The organism is Hyphomonas sp. (assembly GCF_022844445.1).
Lineage (GTDB): Bacteria > Pseudomonadota > Alphaproteobacteria > Caulobacterales > Hyphomonadaceae > Hyphomonas.
Genome location: NZ_JALHLS010000010.1, coordinates 76,999 through 100,233 on the forward strand (window position 1 = coordinate 76,999; position 23,235 = coordinate 100,233).

Annotated in this window: 23 protein-coding genes; 20 read left to right on the forward strand and 3 right to left on the reverse strand. The window is 64.8% G+C overall.

The window, feature by feature from the left end:
* Positions 1 to 31: 31 nt before the first annotated feature.
* Entirely contained in the window at positions 32 to 2,638 is a 2,607-nt protein-coding gene (locus Q0C17_RS12320; RefSeq protein ID WP_291206649.1) for a response regulator, read from the forward strand.
* Here Q0C17_RS12320 and Q0C17_RS12325 read toward each other — a convergent pair.
* Entirely contained in the window at positions 2,635 to 3,366 is a 732-nt protein-coding gene (locus tag Q0C17_RS12325; RefSeq protein ID WP_291206652.1) for an alpha/beta hydrolase, read from the reverse strand. The genes Q0C17_RS12320 and Q0C17_RS12325 overlap by 4 nt on opposite strands.
* Positions 3,367 to 3,616: 250 nt before the next feature.
* Here Q0C17_RS12325 and Q0C17_RS12330 point away from each other — a divergent pair, with 250 nt between their 5' ends.
* The 10 genes from Q0C17_RS12330 to Q0C17_RS12375 all read left to right on the forward strand — a co-directional run bounded on the left by Q0C17_RS12330 (position 3,617) and on the right by Q0C17_RS12375 (position 11,928).
* On the forward strand, positions 3,617 to 4,594 hold the full coding sequence (locus Q0C17_RS12330; protein ID WP_291206655.1) for a nitronate monooxygenase family protein: 978 nt from the start codon (positions 3,617 to 3,619) through the stop codon (positions 4,592 to 4,594).
* 157 nt (positions 4,595 to 4,751) lie between these two features.
* Positions 4,752 to 6,095: a DNA recombination protein RmuC gene (locus Q0C17_RS12335; RefSeq protein ID WP_291206659.1), complete on the forward strand. Its 1,344-nt coding sequence runs from the start codon at positions 4,752 to 4,754 to the stop codon at positions 6,093 to 6,095.
* Between the two features lie 40 nt (positions 6,096 to 6,135).
* Entirely contained in the window at positions 6,136 to 6,666 is a 531-nt protein-coding gene (gene def / locus Q0C17_RS12340) for a peptide deformylase (RefSeq protein WP_291206662.1), read from the forward strand.
* Between the two features lie 42 nt (positions 6,667 to 6,708).
* Positions 6,709 to 7,656, forward strand: a complete 948-nt coding sequence (fmt, locus tag Q0C17_RS12345) for a methionyl-tRNA formyltransferase (RefSeq protein WP_291206665.1) — start codon at positions 6,709 to 6,711, stop codon at positions 7,654 to 7,656.
* Positions 7,657 to 7,732: 76 nt separating this feature from the next.
* Complete coding sequence (locus tag Q0C17_RS12350; protein ID WP_291206668.1) at positions 7,733 to 8,479, forward strand: hypothetical protein; 747 nt, start codon at positions 7,733 to 7,735, stop codon at positions 8,477 to 8,479.
* A 10-nt stretch (positions 8,480 to 8,489) separates the two neighbouring features.
* Entirely contained in the window at positions 8,490 to 8,993 is a 504-nt protein-coding gene (locus Q0C17_RS12355) for an N-acetyltransferase (RefSeq protein ID WP_291206671.1), read from the forward strand.
* Between the two features lie 14 nt (positions 8,994 to 9,007).
* Positions 9,008 to 9,280, forward strand: a complete 273-nt coding sequence (locus tag Q0C17_RS12360; RefSeq protein WP_291206674.1) for a SemiSWEET family transporter — start codon at positions 9,008 to 9,010, stop codon at positions 9,278 to 9,280.
* Between the two features lie 31 nt (positions 9,281 to 9,311).
* Entirely contained in the window at positions 9,312 to 10,049 is a 738-nt protein-coding gene (gene truA, locus Q0C17_RS12365; RefSeq protein ID WP_291206677.1) for a tRNA pseudouridine(38-40) synthase TruA, read from the forward strand.
* A 142-nt stretch (positions 10,050 to 10,191) separates the two neighbouring features.
* A complete protein-coding gene (locus tag Q0C17_RS12370; RefSeq protein WP_291206680.1) occupies positions 10,192 to 10,578 on the forward strand; it encodes a GNAT family N-acetyltransferase in 387 nt (128 codons plus the stop codon).
* 114 nt (positions 10,579 to 10,692) lie between these two features.
* Positions 10,693 to 11,928, forward strand: coding sequence for an acyl-CoA dehydrogenase family protein (locus tag Q0C17_RS12375; RefSeq protein WP_291206683.1), 1,236 nt, complete (start codon positions 10,693 to 10,695; stop codon positions 11,926 to 11,928).
* Here the strand turns inward: Q0C17_RS12375 and Q0C17_RS12380 are convergent.
* Complete coding sequence (locus Q0C17_RS12380) at positions 11,925 to 12,131, reverse strand: hypothetical protein (RefSeq protein ID WP_291206686.1); 207 nt, start codon at positions 12,129 to 12,131, stop codon at positions 11,925 to 11,927. The genes Q0C17_RS12375 and Q0C17_RS12380 overlap by 4 nt on opposite strands.
* Before the next feature lie 103 nt (positions 12,132 to 12,234).
* Between Q0C17_RS12380 and Q0C17_RS12385 the strand changes: the two genes are divergently transcribed.
* The 9 genes from Q0C17_RS12385 to tsaB all read left to right on the forward strand — a co-directional run bounded on the left by Q0C17_RS12385 (position 12,235) and on the right by tsaB (position 21,843).
* On the forward strand, positions 12,235 to 12,603 hold the full coding sequence (locus Q0C17_RS12385; protein ID WP_291206688.1) for an EthD domain-containing protein: 369 nt from the start codon (positions 12,235 to 12,237) through the stop codon (positions 12,601 to 12,603).
* A gap of 52 nt (positions 12,604 to 12,655) precedes the next feature.
* On the forward strand, positions 12,656 to 15,505 hold the full coding sequence (locus Q0C17_RS12390) for a [protein-PII] uridylyltransferase (RefSeq protein WP_291206690.1): 2,850 nt from the start codon (positions 12,656 to 12,658) through the stop codon (positions 15,503 to 15,505).
* A 22-nt stretch (positions 15,506 to 15,527) separates the two neighbouring features.
* Positions 15,528 to 17,084, forward strand: a complete 1,557-nt coding sequence (gene murJ, locus Q0C17_RS12395) for a murein biosynthesis integral membrane protein MurJ (RefSeq protein ID WP_291206692.1) — start codon at positions 15,528 to 15,530, stop codon at positions 17,082 to 17,084.
* A gap of 25 nt (positions 17,085 to 17,109) precedes the next feature.
* Positions 17,110 to 18,144: a tryptophan--tRNA ligase gene (gene trpS / locus Q0C17_RS12400; RefSeq protein ID WP_291206694.1), complete on the forward strand. Its 1,035-nt coding sequence runs from the start codon at positions 17,110 to 17,112 to the stop codon at positions 18,142 to 18,144.
* A gap of 79 nt (positions 18,145 to 18,223) precedes the next feature.
* Entirely contained in the window at positions 18,224 to 18,694 is a 471-nt protein-coding gene (locus Q0C17_RS12405; protein ID WP_291206697.1) for a copper chaperone PCu(A)C, read from the forward strand.
* 134 nt (positions 18,695 to 18,828) lie between these two features.
* Positions 18,829 to 19,917 (forward strand): hypothetical protein, encoded by a 1,089-nt coding sequence (locus Q0C17_RS12410; RefSeq protein ID WP_291206700.1) that lies wholly within the window; start codon positions 18,829 to 18,831, stop codon positions 19,915 to 19,917.
* Positions 19,918 to 19,964: 47 nt separating this feature from the next.
* Positions 19,965 to 20,537, forward strand: a complete 573-nt coding sequence (locus Q0C17_RS18190) for a NifU family protein (protein ID WP_366914819.1) — start codon at positions 19,965 to 19,967, stop codon at positions 20,535 to 20,537.
* 52 nt (positions 20,538 to 20,589) lie between these two features.
* Positions 20,590 to 21,189: a malonic semialdehyde reductase gene (locus Q0C17_RS12425; protein ID WP_291206703.1), complete on the forward strand. Its 600-nt coding sequence runs from the start codon at positions 20,590 to 20,592 to the stop codon at positions 21,187 to 21,189.
* 9 nt (positions 21,190 to 21,198) lie between these two features.
* On the forward strand, positions 21,199 to 21,843 hold the full coding sequence (tsaB, locus tag Q0C17_RS12430; RefSeq protein ID WP_291206706.1) for a tRNA (adenosine(37)-N6)-threonylcarbamoyltransferase complex dimerization subunit type 1 TsaB: 645 nt from the start codon (positions 21,199 to 21,201) through the stop codon (positions 21,841 to 21,843).
* 60 nt (positions 21,844 to 21,903) lie between these two features.
* Here tsaB and Q0C17_RS12435 read toward each other — a convergent pair whose 3' ends face one another.
* Positions 21,904 to 23,202, reverse strand: coding sequence for an Hsp70 family protein (locus Q0C17_RS12435; protein WP_291206709.1), 1,299 nt, complete (start codon positions 23,200 to 23,202; stop codon positions 21,904 to 21,906).
* Positions 23,203 to 23,235: the final 33 nt, after the last annotated feature.

Genomic DNA, 23,235 nt, shown 5'->3' on the forward strand with positions numbered 1-23,235 from the left:
GGCGGCAGGCCGGGTGAATTGGCGGTAGAAAATGAAAAAAGACAACGAAACCCTTGATCTGGCGCAAATCCTCGGGACCAGCGAGGACGCGGAAGGAACGACCAGCGGACTGGCAGGTCGCAAGGTAGACCTGCTGCAGCTGGGCTTCTGGGCCTGTCTGCTCCTGTCGATTGCTGCCGCAAGCGTATCGCTCGTGCGCCCGCATGCGTCGGGGGCCACAGGGTCGATCCTGCTGATCACCATGGCGTCCGGCGGTCTCGTTTTCCTCCTGTGGACCGTACGCGGCGCCGGTCGGTTCATCGGCCTGTTCCCGGAGAAGGGCGCTGCGGCCCGCATCGCCAATGCCGGCGCACCGCGTTTCCCGTGGATTGATGCGCTGGAAGAAGCCGTCCTCGTCACCGATCCGGGCGGCGCCCCGGTGGCGGCCAATGACGCCTATGGCGAGCTGGCCTCGCAGACGCTGATCACGGGGCCGAGCGAATCGGGCCCGGTCACCGTCGACCGCCTGTTCGGCGCCATCCACGGCCTCACCGCCCCGATCTACCGCCTCTCCAAGGCGGCCAAGGCCGGCATCCGTCGCCGTGAGCTCCTGCCGATGGTGACGCTCGGCCCGGAACAGGTGCCGGCACAGTTCGAAGTCACCGTCGCCCCCCTGCCGCGCGGGCGCGTGCTGTGGCGCATCCGCCGCATCGCCGGCCAGCTCGAAGCGACCGGCGCGGCCGACATGAAATCGCTATACGTCGAAGACGCGCCAATGGGCTTCTTCGCGGCCCGTCCGGACGGCACGATTACCTACGCGAACAATTTCCTGCGCGAGATGCTTGGCCTGCCCGAAACGGCCAAGAATGTGCGCCTCGACGACATCATGCGCCCCGAATTCGTCAAGATGCTCGGCCGTGACCGCAAGACAGGCGCGCCCGGCCGGGCCGACATCCAGCTGCGCGCGCGCGACGGCGTCGAGCTGCCAGTGACGGCGATCACGACCTGGTCCGGCAAGGGCCCAGACGCCAATGGCCGCACGATCCTGCTGCCGAGCCCGCAAGTGCTCAACGGGGAGGGCGACCGCTTCGCCCTTCAGGGCGCCTCGCGCCCGGTGCGCCCGGACGGCGACCCGATGTTCGATGATGCACCCTTTGGCGCGGTGCGCCTCGACGGCGACCGTGTGGACGGCGCGATCATCCTCGATGCCAACCGCGCGCTCATGGAACTGACCGGTGGGCGTGCGACGCCCGGCTCGCGTTTCTCCGACCTGTTCGAGTCCGACGAGGAAGGCCCCGACGCGGTGGCCCAGGCGCTGATTCATGCCGTCGACAAGCCGGTGGCGCTGAAGCTCGCCGGCGCCGTCAGCGAAGACAAGGTCAAGCATGCCAATGTGTTTGTCACGCTGAACGCCAATGGCCGGCCTTCGGTGGCCTATGTCGTCGACATCTCCGAGCACCGCTTGCTTGAGCACCGGCTTGCGCATGGCGAAAAGATGCAGGCTATCGGCAACATCGCCGGCCGCATCGCGCACGAGATCAACAACATGCTGCAGGTGACCAGCGGCAACTGCGAATTCCTGATGAACCGCCACCCGATCGGCGATCCGTCCTATGACAACCTGAAGGCCATCCACGAGTCGACCGTGCGGTCGGCGGATCTGGTGCGCGGCCTTCTCGCCTATGCGCGCGAGCAGACGTTCAAGCGCGAAGTGTTCAACACGACCGACTTCCTCACGCACTTCTCGCTGCTGCTGCGCGGCGCGGTCGACGAGCGCATCACCTTCGAGGTCAACCATGGCCGCGATGTTCCGTGGATCCGCGCCGATAAGGGCCAGCTGGAAACCGCAATCATCAACCTCGTCACCAATGCGCGCGATGCGATGCTGTCACACCGCGATGGCGGCAAGCTGACGATCCGCACGAGCCGCTCGACGGGCCGCGATGCGCGCGCCAAGGGCTTCGACTATGTCGAGGACGGCGAATACCTGCTGATCGAGGTGGAGGACACCGGCGGCGGAATTCCGAAGGAACTGAAGGACAAGATCTTCCATCCGTTCTTCACGACCAAGGAAAAGGGCAGCGGCACTGGCCTCGGCCTCGCGACTGTGTTCGGCATCATCAAGCAGTCCGGCGGGTACATCGAGCCGGTCTCCGCGATCGGCAAAGGGACCAATTTCCACGTCTACCTGCCAGCCCTTCCGGCAGCGGAAATTCCGCAGGCGGTTGATCCGGCGATCGAGCAGCGCGCTGCGCAGCGACCTGTCGATCTGTCGGGCCGCGGCCGCATTCTTGTCATCGAGGACGAAGCCGGCGTGCGCGACATTGCCGTCTCGGTGCTGCGTTCGCGCGGCTATGAGGTGGAGGAAGCCGAGGACGGCGAGGAGGCGCTGGAAATCATCAACGCCAAGCCGGGCCATTTCGACCTGGTGATCTCGGACGTCGTCATGCCGGGCATGAACGGCCCGACGCTGATCAAGCAGGCGCGCGAGAAGCTCGCCCATGCCCGCGTTATCTTCATCTCCGGCTATGCCGAACAGGAACTCGCCAAGCAGCTCGACGACCGCGCGGTCTCGTTCCTGCCGAAGCCATTCTCGGTTCGTCAGCTCTCGGAGCTTGTGAAGCGCGAGATCGGCACCCCGCAACAGGCGGCCGCCTAGCGCGACCAGTGCGCCGCAAGTAGGCCCGCAAACTCCGGCGCGCGTTCATGGCAGGCCCAATGGCCGGCTCCGCGCGCGACATGCAGCGGTGTGCCCCACATCTTCGAAAAACGCTCGGCCACCGAAATGTCCACAAAGGGATCGGTCTCGCCCCAGAACAGCTGACCGCGTTTCGGAAGGTTCACGAGATCGTCCACCCAGGCGCCGCGGAAATTCAGACCAAGCGCCGAGCGGTAGAGTTTCAGGATCGACTGGCGCATCGTCTTGTCGATGTGCGGGACTTCCGTCTTGGCAAGGCTCGCCGGCATGCCGCCTTCGATGAGGCCGGCCTCCAGCCGCTCCTTGTTCCGCATGCCAAGCATCACGAGTTCGCCGAGCAGCGGCGTCGCCCACATGCGGGCGGTGCGGTGGCCCGAGTATTCCTTGTCGATCAGCGCATTGGTCACACACCAGCTGGACACAAGATCCGGCCGGAGCGACGCGGCCCGCAGCACCAGCAGCGCGCCCCAGTCATGACCGACGAGGTGCACCGGCTCGCCGGCTGCCTCCATCTGCTGCACGAGCCAGGCGGCATAGGCATCCTTGGTGCAGCTGAAACCCGCCGGCACAGGATTACCGAAACCCGGGAGGGAGAGGGCGCGGTAAGAGTCCGGCTGCAGCCCCAAGGCCGCAATCAGCGGGTCCCAAAGGATCGCGGTGTCCGGGACACCGTGTACGAACAGGATCATACCAATTCCCCCAATTGCCCGGGGCCGACCCTATCGCCTTTAGCGGGGATGGGCAAATCGCAAGGGGACGGCGCAGGGGCAAACCTCGTCTCCGCCTGCAAATGGCGCAGCCGTGACCGACGCGCACTGGCAGGGGCGGCGGCCCGCCTGCAACAATTGACCTTATGACATGCTTGCAGCGGCGCCCCGCCTTGTTCAAGGATGGTCCGAACTCAAAAAACAGATCAGAACCCCAAGGGAGACCCTCGCGATGAAAACCCGCATCACTGAAATGCTCGGCATCCAGCACCCCATCGTGCAGGGCGGCATGCATTTCGTCGGCTTTGCCGAAATGGCGGCGGCCGTGTCCAATGCCGGCGGCCTCGGCATCATCACGGCGCTGACCCAGCGCACCCCGAAGGACCTCGCAAACGAGATCGCTCGCTGCCGCGACATGACCGACAAGCCGATCGGCGTGAACCTCACCTTCCTGCCCTCGGTCAACCAGCCGGACTATCCGGGCTATGTGAAAGCCATCATCGAAGGCGGCGTCAAAGTTGTTGAGACCGCCGGCAACAACCCGGTTCAAGTGCTTCCAGTACTCAAGGACAACGGCATCAAGGTCGTCCACAAGTGCACCGCGGTGCGCCACGCGCTGAAGGCCCAGAAAATCGGCTGCGACGCCGTCTCTGTCGATGGCTTCGAGTGCGGCGGCCATCCTGGCGAGGATGACGTGCCGAACTTCATCCTGTTGCCGCGCGCCATGGACGAACTCGATATTCCGTTCATCGCCTCCGGCGGCATGGCCGATGGCCGCTCGCTCGTCGCCGCAATGGCGCTCGGCGCTGAGGGCATGAACATGGGCACGCGCTTCATCGCCACGAAGGAAGCCCCGGTCCACGAGAACGTGAAGCAGGCGCTCGTCGCCGCATCCGAACTCGACACCCGCCTCGTGATGCGCCCGCTGCGCAACACTGAGCGTGTGCTGACCAACCCCGCCGTCGAGCGCCTTCTGCAGAAGGAGAAAGAACTCGGCACTGCGATCAAGTTCGAGGACATCATCGAGGAAGTCGCAGGCGTCTATCCGAAGATCATGCTCGACGGACAGATGGATGCCGGCGCCTGGTCGTGCGGCATGGTCGCCGGCCTGATTTATGACATCCCGACCTGCAAGGAACTGATCGATCGGATCATGGCCGAGGCGGAAGAGATCATCACCAAGCGCCTCGCCGGCTTCCTGAAAAACTAGCCCGTAGACCGGCGTTCACGCTCTGATCACGGCTGTTAACCTATGCTTTTCCGGGCTGTGGAATTCCCCAGCCGGGGTCAGGACGTTCGCCTGTCAGGTGTAGACAGCGCACGTGCGTTCCAATTATGTTCTGGCGACCTATCCTGAAGGACGCGCCATGACCCCAGTTATCGTGATCGGCTCGGCTGGGTTCGACATTCTGCATGTCGTGCTGGCGCTGGCCCTGATCGGGCTCGTCGTTTACCTCTGGCAGGGCCGTCAGAGCCGCGCGGCACGGGACGAACTGGTCGCACGCGACCTTGATTACGGGCGGGCGACCGTCGCCCAGCTGCGCCAGCGGGAGCAGACGTTGGAGGCGGGGCTGCGGGAGGCAGAGCTGAAGCTGGCCGCCCTGCAGGCCCGATCTGCCGAGGACGAGCAGAAATTCGCGCAGTTGGCGCAAGGCGTCCTCTCCCAGGCGAATGCGCTGTTCCTCGAGCGCGCCGACGAAACCTTCAAACGCCACAGGGAAGGGGCCCAGGGCGAACTGAAGGAATTGATGAAACCGATTGGCGAGAATTTCGAAACCTTCCGCCAGAAGGTCGAGGCAATCGAGAAGGTCCGCACCGAAGACAAGTCGGCGCTGAAGGAACAGGTCGATGCGATCCATCTCAGCCTCAAGGTGCACACCGCCGAGACCGGGAAACTGGTCAGCGCGCTGACGGCGCCGAAGGGCGGCGGTCGCTGGGGCGAGATGACGCTTCGAAACGTGATGGAACAGGCTGGCCTGTCCCAGCACTGTGATTTCTCCGAACAGGTCAGCGAGGCAGGCGAGACTGGCCGGCAGCGTCCGGATGCGATCATCCACCTGCCGGGCGGGCGCCAGATCGTCGTCGACTCCAAGGTGTCGCTGGAATCCTACATGGCCGCGACGGCCACGGATGATACCGCCCAGCGTGCCTTGCACCTGAAGGCACACGCTGCCAGCGTGCAGCGGCACGTGAACCTGCTGTCCTCAAAGGACTACCAGTCCAATCTTGGTAACCGGTTCGACTATGTGGCGATGTTCATTCCCGGCGAGAACTTCTTCGCTGCTGCGCTCGAGGAAGCGCCGGATCTGATCGAGAAGGCGATGGGAAAGGCGGTGATCGTCACGACGCCGACGACGCTGATTGCGCTCGCCCGCACGGTTGCCCACCTCTGGCGCCAGCACGAAATGAACGCGAACGCGATGGAGGCCGCCGAACTCGGGGCAGAGCTTTATGTCCGCATCGGCAAGATGCTGGAGCACATGCAGAAACTCGGCAAATCGCTGAACGGCTCGGTCGATGCCTTCAATGATGTGATGGGCTCTATGGACAAGCGGGTCATGCCGACACTGCGCCGGTTCGAGGAATTGTCGATTGCCCCACCGGCCAAGACGGTGGCCGAACCGAAGCAGATTGAGGCCCGGGCCCGCCCTTCTGGCGCCTCCGGGGAACTGGATCTGAAGCCGCCCCTAAAGGCACTGGCCTCGGAATAGACCCGTTGACGCTGATGTAAGGCATGCATATCTCACCGCCATGGCCATCCGTGAAATCCTCACCGTTCCCGATCCGCGCCTGAAAGAGGTGTCAAAGCCTGTCGAGGGCGGCGTCACAGACGCGCACCGTGCGTTGATGGATGACATGCTGGAAACCATGTACGACGCGCCGGGCATTGGCCTGGCCGCCATCCAGATTGGCGTGCCGCTGCGTATTATTGTGATGGATCTGTCGCGGGAAGGCGAAGAGAAGCAGCCGCGTTATTTCGTGAACCCCGAGATCCTGGAGGCCGTGGAAGAGACTAAGCCCTATGAAGAGGGCTGCCTTTCCGTCCCGGAAATCTTCGATGAGGTGGAACGCCCAGCCAGATGCCGCCTGCGCTATCTCGACTATAACGGAAACGCAGTCGACGAGTGGGCGGAAGACCTCTACGCGGTCTGCATCCAGCACGAGATGGACCATCTGAACGGTACGCTGTTCATCGACCACCTTTCGCGCCTCAAGCGCCAGCGCGCCATCGACAAGGTGAAGAAGGCGAAGCTGCGGGCCATCCGCGAAGACGCGAACTAGGCTCGCTTTCCAAGTCGCCCGATTGCCGATAGATCGGCGCCGATGACAAAACGCCTTCGCATCGCCTTTATGGGAAGTCCCGGCATTGCGCTCGGCGTGCTCGAAGCGCTGATCGCGGCGGGGCACGAGATTGCCTGCGTCTATTCGCAGCCGCCGCGCCCGGCAGGCCGTGGCCAGAAGATGACACCGACCGCTGTGCACGCCTTTGCGGAGGCGCGCGGCCTGGAAGTGCGCACGCCGAAATCGCTGAAGAAGCCGGACGAACAGGCGGCCTTTGCGGCGCTCGGCCTCGATGCTGCGGTGGTGGTCGCCTATGGGCTGATCCTTCCGCAACCGATCCTCGATGCGCCGCGCCTTGGCTGTCTCAATATGCACGCTTCGATCCTGCCGCGCTGGCGGGGCGCCGCGCCGATCCAGCGCGCGATCATGGCGGGCGATGCGGAAACCGGCGTCGACGCAATGATGATGGAAGCGGGGCTTGATACCGGCCCGGTTCTCGCCTCCGTCCGTACACCCATCACCCGCGAGGATACGGCGGGTACACTGCACGACCGGCTCGCGGCGCTCGCGGCAGAGCTTGCTCCGCGCGCGCTGTCAGGACTCGCGGATGGCAGCCTGAAGCCTGCCGCGCAAACCGAAGACGGCATGACCTATGCTGCCAAGATTAGTTCCGGGGATCAGCGCATCGACTGGACGCGCCCGGCGGCGGAGATCGATTGCCGGATACGGGGCCTGGCGCCTGCGCCCGGTGCCTGGTGCGAAGCGGACCTCGGACAGGGACCGGTGCGTCTGAAGCTGCTGTTCAGTGAACTGACGGACCTATACAACCTGGCGCCGCCCGGCACGCTGCTGGATGACCGGCTTGCGGTCGCCTGCGGCGATGGCCGGGCGGTGCGCCTGCTGCGCCTGCAGAAACCTGGTGGCAAGCCGTTAGACGCACGGGACTTCCTCGCCGGCTCGCCGCTCGCCGCAGGGCAAGTGATCGGCTGATCCCGCACTTTTTGACTCGCCGATTGACAGGCCTGGCAGGCCTCTCAATAACCACGTCGAGGCTAGGGGGTGTCACATGACAGAAAGCACGATCGGCGCCGAGGCAACGGCCGTGCGCAGCGAGCGCCCGCAATTCTTTGCGCGCTCCGCGATAGTGATGGCAGCCATCGTCGTTCTGAGCTTTCCGCTGACCTACTATCTACCTGTCGCCTCTGGGACGCGCGACTTCGATACCCTGTATCATCTGCATGCGCTGGTCTTCTTTGCCTGGATTGCGTTGTATGTCTTGCAGACGCAGCTCACCGCGCGCGGCCAGATTGCGCGTCACCGCGAGATTGGCCTTGCGGGGTTTGCGCTCACCGGTGTGATGATCCCGCTCGGTTACTGGATCGCCCAACGCGCCGCCGTGCACCGCCTTGCAGCAGGACATGAGAATCCCTACGAGTTCACCTGGTACAATGTCATCGACATCACGTCCTTTGCGGTCCTGATGACGGCGTCGATCCTGCTCGTAACGCGCCACAAGGAATGGCATCGCAGGCTGACATTCACCGCAGCCGCTTACCTCACACTCGATGCGGCAACGCGTTGGACGCTGAAGGTGCCGGGGGTCGACCCTTTCATTCTGGATCTCGCAAGCTACGCCGTGATCTATCCCTTCCTCGCCGCTCTCGGATGGTTCGACTGGCGGACTCTGAAGCACCTGCATCCCGCAACGATCACCTGCACGCTGGCCCTGATTCCGCTACATCTTTCCAGCGCATGGATAGCCCGCTCGGACTGGTGGAACAATCTCGCCCCCGGCCTGATCGGCCCGCCCTGAGACCTCGCGCATGATAGGCTTCTTCACTCGTGCCGCCAGACCGGAAGACATGGACGCCATTGCCGCGCTCAGCGACGAGGCGTTTGGACTGGCCTTCAATTCCAGAGACGAGAGCCGGCTTATACGCCAGCTGCATGCCGATGGCGACAGCCTCCTGTCGCTCGTTGCAGAAGCCGATGATGGCAGCATCGTCGGCCATATAGAATTCTTCCGTATCCTGATTGACGGCGAGCCGCTGGCGGCCGGTCTCGGGCCGATGAGCGCCAAGCCTGGCCTGCAGAAAACCGGCATCGGCAGCTACCTCGTCCGCACAGGCCTTGAGGAGCTCGATATTCTTGGCGAAACGCTCGTCTTCGTGCTGGGGCACACGCACTATTACCCGCGCTTCGGCTTTGACGCCGAGACCGCCAGGACCTTCACATCGCCCTGGTCCGGCCCGCACTTCATGGCCATCCGCCTCGCCGAAGGCGGCCCGGACTCCGGCACGCTTACCTATCCCCGCGCTTTCGGCTGAAAGACCTTCTTCCCATGCAAATATCTCCTGTAGAACTGCTCGGCCTCGTCGCAGGTCTCTTCGGCACGTTCGCGTCCGCGCCGCAGGCGATCAAGATCATCCGCACAAGGCAGGCCCGCGATGTCTCGCTCACTATGTTCCTGATGGCCTTCACCGGGTCAGTCCTGTGGGGGATCTACGGCTGGCTGGAGCAGGCGCCAAGCATCGTTTTCTGGAATGCAGTTGCGGTGCTGATGTTCTCGGCCATCATCTGGCTCAAGCTTCGCCACAGCCAGCCGGAGAGTTGACCAAAGCCCGCCGGACTGGCAGCGCCATTCCATGCCGCGCTACAAGCTCCTGATCGAATACCATGGCGGGCCCTACCAGGGCTGGATGAAGCTGCCCGGAATCCCGACTGTGCAGGGCGCGCTCGAAGAGGCCGCAGCAAAGCTGGATGGGGGCCCGGTTGAGATTGTCGGCGCCGGGCGCACGGATGCGGGCGTACATGCCACGGGGCAGGTGGCGCACATGGACCTTGCGCAGGACCGGCCCGACAAGGTGGCCGACGCACTGAACTTCCACCTGCGCCCGCATCCCATCGCTGTGCTGAAGGCCGAGCGCACGGCGGATGATTTCCACGCCCGCTTCTCCGCTGCGTCGCGGCACTACCGCTATGTCGTCGTCAACCGCCGCGCAGACCTTGCGCTGGAGCGCGGCCTCGCCTGGCGTGTGCCGGCGAAGCTCGACGCCCCCGCGATGCACGACGCCGCGCAGAGACTGATCGGCCATCACGACTTCACGACCTTCCGCGATGCCGCCTGCCAGGCGGCGAGCCCGCAGAAGACGCTCGACCGTTTCGATGTCGCCCGCTTCGGCGACCGGATCGAGTTTACCCTTTCGGCGCGCAGCTTCCTGCACCGGCAGGTCCGCTCGATGGTCGGCAGCCTCGTCGAGGTCGGGCGTGGTTTCCAGCGGCCGGAATGGGTCCGCGAAATCCTGCACGCCGCCGACCGCACGGCCTGCGGCCCCGTTGCACCGAGCGACGGTTTGTTTCTGGAGCGGGTAGATTATGGCTGAGGCTTCGAAGCGGCTGGTTTATCAGCCCCTGAGCCTTGAGCATGTAGAGATACTCTCGCCTGTACTGACGGACCCCTGCGTCAACACTTGCTTTGGCGCGTGGCCCCGGACTGAAGCTGACATCCGTGACGAACTCTAACGCATGGTGGCAGGGCCGGGCGTCCGGTCCCATCAGGAGACCTGGCTCAACTTCACCGTGCTGCGCGCCGCCGACGGTGTCGCACTTGGCCGTGTGCAGGCTACCGTCCAGACGGCCTTTGCCGAAACGGCATTCGTGTTCGGCCGTGATCACTGGGGCATGGGCTATGCCACAGAGGCCGGACACTGCCTGCACTCATATTTGGCCAGCCATTTTGCTGCTCCCTCATTATGGTTTGTCGTCCGGCCCGACAATGTCCGGTCACGCCGTCTCGCCGCCCGGTTAGGTTACCTTCCGGTCGAGGACGCGCCGGACTGGCCGTCTCTGAGGAGCTACGATCCCGGCGATCTGGTTCTGTCGCGTCCAGCGGTGCGAGCCGATCCGGTCTGATAGCGGTGCGTGGGTGCGAGACCTGTTCCAGGAGACTCATCCTGACGCGAAGGCAATCTTTGCGGCCCCGGTCTTCGGGGTTAGCCTCCCGGCCAACCGAACAAGGAGAGAAACATGGCCATCGACTTCACGATTCCGGACGACGCCAAGGAAGTACGCGCGCGCGTGCGCAAGTGGGTGCAGGAGGAGTGCATCCCCGCCGAGAAGGAAATGGCGGCCGGTAAGGCATACAAGACAGTGCTGAAGGAGCTGCGGACGAAAGCCCGCAAGCAGGGCCTGTGGTTGCCCTTCTTCCCGATCGAGCAGGGCGGCATGGGTCTTGGCCCCCTCGCCAATGCCCTCGTGCAGATGGAGCTCGGCCAGAGCCATCTTGGCGCGCTGTCGATGAACTCTCAGGGTCCGGACGATGCGACGATGCTGACGCTGCTCGCACACGGAACTGATTTTCAGAAAGAGAAGTATCTCAAGCCGCTGATCAACGGCGAGAAGCGAATCTGCTATTCGATGACCGAGAAGGCCGCAGGCGCGGACGCCACCGGCATGCAGACGACCGCAGTGAAGGATGGCAAGGGGAACTATGTGCTGAACGGCGAGAAGTGGTTCTCGTCCGCAGCGACCGCCGCCGACATCGCCGTCGTGATGGCGAAGACCAATCCAGAAGCGCCTCGCCACCAGCAGTATTCCACCTTCATCGTCGAGTTGCCGAACCCCGGCTACCGCATCATCCGCGACATCCCGACCATGGCGGTGCATGGGCCTCACTATACCGAGATGGGCGGCGGCCATGCCGAGGTGGCCATCGAGAACCTGATCGTGCCGGAAGAAAACCTGCTCGGCGGGGAAGGGATGGGGTTCGCGATGGGCCAGCACCGGCTTGCCTATGGGCGCCTGCGCCACGGTATGCACAACGTCGCCATGGCGCAGCGCGCGCTTGATCTGGCCACGGAACATGTCACCAAGCGCTCGACCTTCGGCAAAGGCCTTGAGGATCGCCAGGGCGTACAATTCATGCTCGCCGACTGTGCCAGCAAGATCTATATCGCGCGCCTGATGCTGATGCACATCGCCTACAAGGCTGAGAACGGCATGGACATCCGCCAGGAGAATGGCATCGCCAAGGTCTATCTCGCCAACATGGTGCATGACGTGGTCGACACCGCGATCCAGCTGCACGGCGCGCTTGGCTATTCGCTGGATACGCCGCTTGCCGCCTGGTACACGCACATCCGCTCGCAGCGCCTCGTCGACGGGCCGGATGAAGTGCACAAGTGGATCACCGGCAAGAACGTTATCCGCGCCTTCAAGAAGGATGGCACCACAGCCGCCGCGGCGGGCGGGGACCTGCTCTAGTCCTTGCGTCGGAAGAGGCCGCGGAGGATCGGCCACTGCCACATCAAGAGGCCGGTCAGCGCGAGGCCCGGAAAGATCACGTTCTTCGTCGCACCGGCGAAGAACGGGTTCTCCACCAGCGGCGTGTAGACATAGGCGAAGAGGATCATGCCGCCGGTGATGTGCAGCCAGCGCACGATTTCCTTCGTGAAACTTCCGCCCATCGCCGGCCTCCCTGTTGCCGTTCCAGTATGGCGCAAGGCGGCGCGCGCGGCGAGCCCCGGCGTCAATCTGGACAGCCCGCTGCGCCGGGCTTAGTTTTGGCCCATGATCAAGCTCACCTTCTGCCTGCGCCGCCTGCCGCATCTCAGCCGCGCGGAATTCCAGAGCTACTGGCGGGAGACACACGCCCCGTTGGTAGCTGCCCGAGCGAAGACGCTCGGCATCGTGAAATACGAGCAGGTTCATGCGGGCTTTGACGAAATGAGCGCCGGCATCCGCGCCTCCCGTAACGCGCCGGAGCCCTATGACGGCATCGCCGAGATATGGTTCGAGAGCGAGGCCTCAATGGCCGCCGCCGGCCAGAACCCGGGAGCCGCAGAGGCCGCGCGGGATCTTCTGGAAGACGAGCGCAGGTTCATCGACCTGGAAAACTCGCCGCTCTGGTTCAACCGGGTGCACACGATTGTCGGCTAGTGCGGCCCTCTGACCATAGGCGCGGGCCCCAAACCTGCTATCTTGAGGCCCGATGACCTCCCCGCCCAAGCCTCCGCCCACGCTGCTTACCCGTCCGGCCCGGACCCCGGTTTCCCGCCGGCCGGGCAAATGGCGCATTGCCGACATCATTGATGGCCGGGCGCTGCGGGTGAAGCTGACCGCTGCGGCGCTCGACAACATGAACAGCCCGCAGGTTGCCCGCAAGCAGGCGCTGAACCTGCTGCACGGCGCCATGTTTCGCGGCCGCCTGATCGCGCAGGAACGCCTGCAGCAAGGCGCCGACGGGCTGGATACCGCGCGCCTCCTCGCCGCCGTGCAGGACGAGGTTATCCACGCGCTCTATGATTTCACGGTCACCCACGTGCACCGCGCCTCCAACCCGACCGAGGCCGAACGCCTCGCGATCGTCGCGACCGGCGGCTATGGCCGGGGCGTCATGGCCCCGTCCTCGGATACAGACCTTCTCTTCCTGCGCGCCTACAAGGCCAGTCCGCATACGGAGAGTGTGGTCGAATACATGCTTTACGCTCTCTGGGACATGGGCCTGAAGGTCGGTAACGCCTTCCGCGCTCCGATCGACTGCGTAAAGCTTGCGCAGGATGATGTCACCATCAAGACCAGCATGCTGGACGCGCGCTTCATCTGCGGCGACCAGGCGCTGGCTGAAGACATGATGGTGCTGTTCCAGCGGGAATCCATCAAGGGCAAGGACGCCCAGTTCATCGCCGACAAGCTGGCCGAACGCGATGCGCGCCATGCCCGTACGGGCGATGCCCGCTACGTGGTCGAGCCGAACCTCAAGGAAGGGAAGGGCGGCTTGCGCGACCTGCAGACGCTCTACTGGATCGTCAAGCACATGTATGGCGGCACTTCTCTGGAAGAGGTGATGAAGGCGGGTCCGTTCACGGATCATGAGTATGCCGTCTTCATCCGCGCCGCACGTTTCCTGTGGACCGTGCGCTGCCATATCCATTTCGTCACCGGCCGCCCGGAAGACCGCCTCAGCTTCGACCTGCAGCCCGAAATCGCTGCCCGCATGGGCTACCGCGACCGTGAGGGCCAGCAGGGCGTCGAGCGGTTCATGAAGCGATACTTCCTCGTCGCCAAGGATATCGGCGGCCTGACGCGCATCCTCGCCGCGAAGCTTGAGGCTGACCACAAGAAGAAGCCCGAAGGCCTTCGTCGCTTCCTGCCTGCGCGAACGCCCCAGCCGCTGCCCGAGGCGGGTTTCATGGTGGATACGGGCCGTATCAACACTTCGGGCGACGAGGTGATGGAAGCCGATCCGCTGAACATGATCCGTCTGTTCACGATCGCCCGGCGCGAGCAGAAGGACATTCACCCGACCGCGCTCACCGCGCTGACGCGCAACCTTCGCCGCTTTTCCGAAACGGTCCGCGAGACGCCGGAAGCGCGAGAACTCATCCTCGACGCCATCCTCGGCGGCACGGAGCCCGGCCCGACGCTGCGCCGCATGAACGAGGCCGGTGTCCTCGGCCGCGCGATTCCGGAGTTCGGCTCCATCGTCGCGCAGACGCAGTTCAACATGTATCATCATTACACGGTGGATGAGCACACGCTGCGCGCCGTGGAAACGATTGCCGATCTTGAGCATGGCCGCGGCGACATCGCCCCACTCGCCCATGAGCTGTTCAGTCAGATCGAGAACCGGCGCGCGCTGTATCTTGCGATGCTGCTTCACGATACCGGCAAGGGGAAGGGCGACCAGCAGGAAGCCGGCATGCGCACGTCGCGCAAGGCCTGCGAACGCCTCGGCCTGCCGGACGAGGAAACCGATCTCGTCGTCTGGCTCGTCGGCCACCACCTCGAAATGAGCGAAACGGCGCAGAAGCGCGATATCACTGATCCCCGCACCGTCGCCAAGTTTGCCCGCCTCGTCGGCTCGCTCGAACGCCTGCGCCTGCTCTACATCCTCACCGTCGCCGACATCAAAGCCGTCGGCCCGGCGGTCTGGAATGCCTGGAAGGGACAGCTGCTCGCCGATCTCTACCACAACACGGCTGCTGCACTGCGCGGGGGGCGTACGGATGAAGCGGGCGTGCTGGGCGAGCTGGAACGCCGCGCCGAAGATCGCCGCGCCGCGCTCAATGACCGTCTCGGGGCGCTGCCGCCGCTGCTACTCGAACTCGAAACGGCCTACTGGACCGGTTTCGACGAGAGTGACATTGCCTGGCATGCTGGCGCGCTCGCCAAGGGCGGCGATGTGGTCACCACGCGCATGGCGCCGGAAGGCGGCGCGGTGGCGCTGCTCGTCTCGGGCAAGGACCGCCCGGGCCTTTTTGCCGACCTCGCCGGCACACTCGCCCGTCTTGGCGCTAACATCGTCGCCGCGCAGGTCTTCACCTCGCGCGGCGGGCGCATCGTTGACGTGTTTATGCTGCAGGACATTCGCGGCCTGCCGTTTGGTGAAGGCGATCCGCACCGTCTCAAGGCGCTGGAGAAGGCGATCACGGCCGCCCTGGATGGCAAACCGGCCCAGGGCGGCGTCAAGTCCCGCACCGGGCGGCGCGAGGCGGCCTTCCTCGTCCAGCCCTCCGTGCAGATCCACGACGAGATTTCGGCCGACTATACTGTCGTCGATATTGCCGCGCGTGACCGGCCCGGCCTGCTGCACGAGGTTGCTGAAGTGCTGGCCGAGCTGAAGCTGTCGATCCATTCCGCGCATGTCGGCTCCTATGGCGAGCGCGTGTTCGACGCCTTTTATGTCCAGTCTGAGACGACGGGCGATGGCCACCTCTCGAAAGCCCGAAAAGAGGCCCTGAAAGACCGTCTTATGGCCGTCTTGTCGCGCGAGGAACCCGAGGGCCCGCAAACGCCCGCCCGTAAGCTGAAACGGTCACGCGCCGTGGACAGTTTCTGAGAATTCAGGAAAAGCGGACAACATGAGCCTGGTTCGCAACACCGCCGTACAGGCGTCCCTGACCTTCGCCAGCCGCATCCTCGGTTTTGCGCGGGACATCATCCTGGCCGCCAAGATCGGCGCCGGGCCGGTTGGCGACGCCTGGGCCACCGCCCAGCAGTTCCCGAACCTCTTCCGCCGCATCTTCGCCGAAGGCGCCTTCGCCTCCGCCTTTGTGCCGACCTATGCGCGCACCCTGGAGGCCGAAGGGCCGGAAGCCGCCCGCGCAGTCGCCGAGGATGCGCTGAAGGTGCTGTTTGCGGCCACCGCCGCGCTGACGATCCTCGCGCAGATCTTCATGCCCTGGGTGCTCTTGGTCATCCATGGCGGCCAGGCCGGCGATACCGAGAACTACAGTCTCGCCGTGTTACTCACCCGCATCACGATGCCCTACCTCACCTTCATGGCCATCGCCGCGCTCTTCTCCGGCGTGCTGAACTCGCTCGAGCGGTTCATCCTCTCCGCCGGCGCACCGACGCTGCTGAATCTCTGCCTCATACCCGCGGGCCTCCTCGGCACAACGCCGCAGCTGACGGCGGTATTTGCTGCCATCGCTTTCTTCGTCGCAGGCCTTTTGCAGGCGGGCGCGCTCTGGTGGGGCGTCTCGCACCAGAAGGTGAAGCTCAGCCTGATTGGCTGGCCGCGCCTCACGCCGGCCGTGAAAAAGGTACTGATGCTCGCCGTGCCCGGCACGATCGCGGCCTCCGGCACGCAGATCAATATCATTGTCAGCCAGTCGCTTGCCAGCTTCGAGGTCGGCGCCAAGAGCTGGCTCTATGCCGCTGACCGGCTCTACCAGTTGCCCCTCGGTCTCGTCGGCGTCGCGGTCGGCGTCGCCATCCTGCCGCGCCTCAGCCGCGCCGCGCGGGCAGGGGACACCGCCGCCGGGGCCCGCACCATGGACGAAGGCCTTGGCCTCGCCATGGCGCTGACCTTTCCGGCTGCTGCCGGCCTTATGGCCGCGCCGGTCTACCTGATTGACGCCTTCTTCGTGCGCGGCGCGTTCCTGCCCTCCGATGCGGCCGCCGCCGGCGCAGCCCTGTTCCATTTCGCCTGGGGCGTACCCGCCTTCGTGCTGATCAAGGTTCTCGCCCCGCCCTTCTTCGCGCGGGAGGACACGAAAACACCGATGCGCTTTGCGCTCGTCTCGGTGTTCGTGAACACGGCGCTCGGAGCAGGCTTGTTCTTCTGGCTGAAGCATATCGGCCAAGACGGCTTTCCCGGCCTCGCTATCGCCACCAGCACCGCCGCCTGGGTCAACACCTTCCTCCTGTGGATCACGCTGGCCCGGCGCGGTTGGTACACGCCTGGGCCGAAGCTCGCCGGCGGCCTCATCCGGGCCGGCCTTGCCACCGGCATTCTCACCGCAGGCATCCTGCTGATGCTGTGGCAGCAGCCGGCGATCATCGCGGCGCTCTACGGTTCGAAGTCGCTGGCCGCCGCCGCAACGGTCACTGCCGCCGCCGTCATTTACGGCCTTGCCGCCCTGATCACGGGCGCCGTCAGGATCAGTGACCTCCGGCAGGCTTTGCGGCGCTGATCAAACAGGCTAAACGCCCCGGATCATGACCGACACGACCCAAGCCTATAACGGCCCGAAACGCGTATTCTCAGGCATCCAGCCGACGGGAAACCTCCATCTTGGCAACTATCTCGGCGCCCTTAAGAAGTTCGCCGACCTGCAGGCCGAGGGGCATGACTGCATCTTCTGCGTCGTGGACCTGCATGCCATCACCATGCCGGTTGAACGCGGCGCGCTGATCGACCAGACCCGCCAGATCGCTGCCGCGTTTATGGCCGCCGGTGTGGACCCGTCCAGATCAGTGATCTTTGCCCAGTCCTCCGTCCTCGCGCATGTCGAGCTCGCCTGGATCTTCAACTGCGTTGCGCGCATGGGCTGGGTTGAGCGGATGACCCAGTTCAAGGACAAGGCCGGAAAGGATGCCGAGCGCGCCTCGGTTGGCCTGTTCACCTATCCAGTGCTGCAGGCCGCTGACATCCTCGCCTACAAAGCGACACATGTGCCGGTCGGGGAGGACCAGAAACAGCACCTCGAACTCAGCCGCGATATCGCCGAGCGCTTTAACCGCGAATACGGTGTACCCGGATTTTTCCCGCTGCCGGAGCCAATGATCAAGGGCCCTGGTGCCCGGATCATGTCGCTGAAGGATGGCACCAAGAAGATGTCGAAGTCGGACCCGTCAGACCTCTCGCGCATCACCCTCGTGGACGATGCCGACGCGATCTCAAAGAAGATCAAGAAGGCTACGACCGATGCCGGCGTCATCCCGGCCACTGCCGAGGAACTGAAGGGCCGCCCCGAAGTCGAAAACCTCGTCGGCATCTACGCGGCCCTCTCCGGGCGCACGATCGAGAGCGTGCTGGCCGAGTTCGAAGGCAAGGGCTTCGGCGTGTTCAAGCCAGCCCTCGCGGACGTCACCGTCGCCCACATGGCGCCGATCACCAGCCGCTTCCGCGACATCCTCGCCGATCCGGCCGGGATCGACCGTGTGCTTGCCGATGGTGCGCAGCGGGCGAATGCCGTCGCTGCGCCGATCATGGACGAGATCCGCCGCGTTGTCGGTTTCTGGCGTCCCTGACGCCCCTGCGACCGCCAGACAGATTGCCACCTGGCCGGACACGCGCCATCCTTCGCCAAAGCCATTTGAGGAAGTCCGCATGCGTATCCTGTCCAGTCTGATCCTGCCCGCTGCCTTTGTGCTTGTTGCCTGCGGCGGTTCCGCCCCCACCGCTGCGCCTGCCGCCACAGATGGTCCCGTCATCGAAGTGCGCGATGCCTTCATTGTCCAGCCGCCCGAGGGCCGCACCATCACCGGCGGCGGCCTGCATGTCAGTGTCACCGGCACCCCGGTCACGCTCGTGCGCGCGTCTACCGACATAGCCGACACGGTCGAGCTGCACACCATGTCGATGGAGAACGACATGATGCAGATGCGCAAGGTCGAGAGCTTTCCGGTTTCGCCGGACCAGCCCCTCGTGCTGGAGCGCGGCGGCAATCACCTGATGCTGTTCGGCGTCCAGCCTCTCCAGACAGGCGACCAGGTCGACCTGGTTCTGACGTTCACAGACGAATCAGGCGCAGAACTGGACATCGTCACCCAGGCCGAGGTTGTTCCCCCGGCTGGTTAATGCCGATCCTGTAGGCAATGCGGGCGGTTATCTGAAATTTCATGCAGTCCCGCCCTGTTATTGCCATCCTGATGACATCATAGTCGGGGCATATGACACCTCCCCGGCCACCCGCTCAGGACAGGCGCAAATCCATGCCCTCACGCTCTGCTGCCGCGAAGCTTCCCAAAGCCTATGAGGAAGACCTTCGCGCCAAGCCTAGACCTGCGCCGATTCCGCCGGAGCACTTCATCTCGCTGGAGAACGCGCAGCCGAGCCCGATCATGATCGGCTTCCAGAAGACCTGGAAGGGCATCGTCGGCCTGTTCCGGCTCGCCCTGATCGTTGCGGTCATCGGCGCCTATCCGGCCGCCGTCGTTGTCTCCAGCCAGATCGACGACAGCCCGGTCATCTTCCCATCAAACGAAAGCTGGTCCGTACCCGGCGTAGGTGTCGCGATCCACAAGGTGGCGCGCGAACTCGCCGGCGCCGGCTGGGCGTCCGACCGCGACACCTGGCACCCGCAGGCGCGCCTCACCGCGCTGCCCGCCTGGCAGGAAGCCACCGCCGCCGGCCTTTCCGAACATGTCAAGCTGCTGTCCGAAGTCGCCGCGACCTCAGACGGTCCGGACGGAGACCTCGCTGCCGCCTCGCGCCTGCTGATGGCCGTTCCGGGGGAGGACATGCGCCCGCGCCTGACCGCAGCTGCTGAGGCCCTCAACCGGTTCGACACGCGCGCCTCGCGCGGCCTCGCCTTGCGCCCTGCGCCGGAAGAGACTCTGCCGCTCGAGATGGCCCTCTTCGCCACTTGGGCCGAGGCCGATCTCGCCGCCCTGTCGGACCGTATCAATGCCGAGCAGGACGCCTGGCCCGCCAGCCGCGAGGACATCGCAGCCTTCTACGCCGCCAAGGCTCGCGCGCATCTCGCCCATGAGCTTATCCTCGCCAGCAAGGCCCGCGCCTATGGCCTGACCGGCGATTCGCAGGTCGCTGCCCGCCTCGCCCGCGCCGAAGCCTCGTGGAAACGCGCCGCCGAGCTGAAGCCGGTCTTCGTCTCGAATCAGGACGGATCCGCCGCCCTTTTGCCCAACCACCTCGCCAGCATGGCCTTCTATCTCTACGAGGCGCACGAGGCTTCGGCCGGCCTGGCTGCCGTTCTGGCCCCGCCGGCCCCCGTGGTAGCGGAGACGGCAGAGGCGTCCCAGGCGACGGATGGGGCAGCCGAGGAAGTTGCTGTCCCTTGAACTGATGTGAGCGGCAGGCCATGTCTGGGGCCTGAAAGTGAGGCGGCATGTTCATACAGACCGAAGCGACCCCGAACCCCGATACGGTGAAATTCCTGCCCGGCCTGCCGGTGGCGGGCCATTACGGGCCGTTTGACTATCCCGACGCCGCCAGCGCCCGCGCAAGCCTGCTCGCCCGCGCCCTGTTCCAGGTGGACGGGGTGGAACGCGTTTTCCTCGGCGCTGATTTCGTCTCGATCAGCAAGGCAGCCGCGAAAGACTGGAAACACGTCAAGCCGATGGTGCTCGCCGCCATCATGGACCATTTCATGGCCGGCCTGCCGGTCGTCGACGAGAGCGGCCTTGCCCCCGGCGATGATGAGCCCGTGTATGAGGGCGAGACCGCCGAGATCGTCGCCGAGATCAAGGAACTGATCGAAACCCGCGTCCGCCCCGCCGTGGCGCAGGATGGCGGCGACATAACCTTCCGCAGCTTCGATGCAGAAACCGGCGTCGTCCATCTCAACATGCGCGGCGCCTGCGCCGGGTGCCCGTCCTCCACGATGACATTGAAGTCCGGCATCGAGAACATGCTGCGCACCTATGTGCCCGAAGTCACGGCCGTCGAGGCCGTTCTTTAGCGCGTTCCGTCCGCACCCGGACTACCTTCTCCCTTCACAAGGACTCCCCCCCATGGCCCATCCCGTCAACGACCATGCCCTCGATGTCATCTTCCGTGACGCCCGGACCCAGAATGGATTTCTTGGAAAAGACGTGCCCGAAATCCTCGTCCGGGCGGTGTACGACCTGACCAAGATGGGCCCGACGAGCGCCAACTGTTCGCCGGCGCGTTTCATCTTCGTCCATTCAGCGGCCGGAAAGGAGCGCCTGTTGCCGCTGATGAGCGCCGGCAACCGCGAAAAGACGGCCGCCGCACCATGGACCGTGATCATTGCGCACGACCTCGCCTTCCAGGAAAAGATCCCGAAGCTTTTCCCCCATGCGCCCGGCGCGAAGGACTGGTTCAACAGCAACCGTGACGAGACGGCCTTCCGGAACGGCACGCTGCAGGGCGCCTATCTGATGATCGCCGCCCGCGCCATCGGCCTTGATTGCGGCCCGATGAGCGGCTTCGACATGGCCGGGGTCAACCGCGAGTTCTTTGAGAGCGACGAGGGCGAAATGAAGCATTGGCGCGCCAACTTCATCTGCAACATCGGCTATGGCGACAAGACCAAGATATTCGACCGCAGTCCGCGCCTCGAGTTTGACGAGGCCTGCCGCATCCTCTAGCGGAGCCGAATGTTAGTCCTCGGCCTCAATACTGCATTCAGCACGATGGAAGCCTCCCTGGTTCAGGACGGCGAGATCCTGGCTGACCGGCGCGAGGCGATGCCGCGCGGGCAGGAGCGCCGCCTGCCGGGCCTCGTTGCGGAGCTTTGCGCCGAAGCGGGCGTGACGCTCGCCCAGCTGACCCGCATCGGCGTCGTGGCAGGTCCAGGTAGTTTCACCGGCCTTCGCATCGGGGTCGCCTATGCACGCGGCCTCGCCCTCGTCACCGGCGCGAAGGCCGTTGGCATCACCAGCCTCGAAGCCGCCATCCCGGCCGGGCTCGAAGGCGCCGCGCTCGGCTGCCTCGCCGCCCAGCGCCGCCCCCCGGATCAGACCTGGTGGGTGCAGGGGATCTCGGGCGGGGAGGGGATTGCCGAAGTGATCGAAGTTCCGCTTACGGAGCTTTCCGCCATGCTGACCGGCTTCCACGCCCCCATCTTCATGGACGGCCAGGAAGCGCTTGGGGACCTCGCCGCCAAGCTGGACCTTCGCCCCATGCAGCCAAGTGCGGTCACCGCCGCGATCAAGGCGGGCCTGTTCCACCCTGACAAGCATTCCCCCGCGCCAGTCTACGCCCGTGCGCCGGATGCGACCCTGCCTGCGGCCAAGGGCTAGCCGCCTGACAATACGAGCCGCTATCAGCGCCGCTCCCGTCTGTCCGGACAGGCGCGACGCCTATTTGGCCTGCGCCAGCCACGGCTCGAGATCGTCCTGCTGCGCGATCAGCGCCAGGCCATGCGCGATCGATACGAACTGGTCGCCAGTCTCGATCTTTCCGCCGCCGAAACGCGCCTCGAAGCTTTCGCGCAGCGCCGGCACATAGGAGGTGCCCCCGGTCAGGAACACGCGGTCGATGCCAGCTTCTTTCAGGTTCGCACGTGCCAATGCTTCGTCTACGGACGACTGGATGGCGAGCACATCTTCCCCGATCCAGCCATCGAATTCGGCGCGCGTGATGGTCCGGTCGAGATTCAGCTTGCCTGCCTCCAGCAGGAAGCGCCCGGCGGCGCCTTGCGACAGCTGCATCTTTACCTGCGCCACCGCGCGGTAGAGCAGGTAGCTCGCATCCGCCTCCAGAAAGTTGATGAAGGCGCGGATCAGCTGAGGCGCGTTCGACACCGTCTCCAGCTTCTGGAGGTCCGCAAAGTCCTTCGTGTGCCGCATGATCGAAAGCTGGTTCCATTGCGCGAACCGCGTGTAGAATGACACCGGCACGGGCAGTGTCTTGTCACCGCTCCGGAACGTCGAGTCTTTGCCAAAGAGCGGCGCCACCACATGCTCGATGAGTCGCTGGTCGAACGCATCGCCTGCGATGCCGATGCCGGAATGCGATAGCGCCTCAGCGCGCAGCTTGCTGCCGCACGGATCAAACCGGATGATCGAGAAGTCGCTCGTGCCGCCGCCGAAGTCGGCCACCAGGATTGTGGCGGGCGCGGTCAGGCGCTGCGCATAGAAGAAGGCCGCAGCCACCGGCTCGTAGACATGATGGATCGTCTCGAAGCCAAGCCGCTTCAGAGCGGTCTCGTAGCGCGTTCGCGCCAGGGTCTCGTCCGGCTGGGCACCGGCAAACTGCACCGGCCGCCCCATCACGACCTGAGTGGGCCAGCGCGTCCCCGCCCGCTCCGACAGGCGGCGCAGGTAGGCCGAGAGCAGGTCCTCAAAGTACCAGGGCTTGTTGTGGATCGTGGTCGACTGGAAGAAGGGGCTCGCCGCAAAGGTCTTGAACGACTGGATGAAGCGGCAGTCGCCGCCCAGTTCGAGGAACTGGTCGATCGCCCAGGGGCCGATTTCCATTTTTGCGCGGGCGCCTGCGTCCTCGTCCTTCCAGAAGCAGAGCACCGACCGGCAGGCGGAAAACGTCTCGCCGCCATGGCCGAATGTCATCGCCTCGGCCCGGCCATCGGCCGATGCAAGCGATGCAACACTGTTGGTCGTGCCGAAGTCGAGGCCGAGCGTTGAAGTGGCCTGGGTCATCGTTGGCTCTTGTGCCGGAGGAGCGGGCAGGCG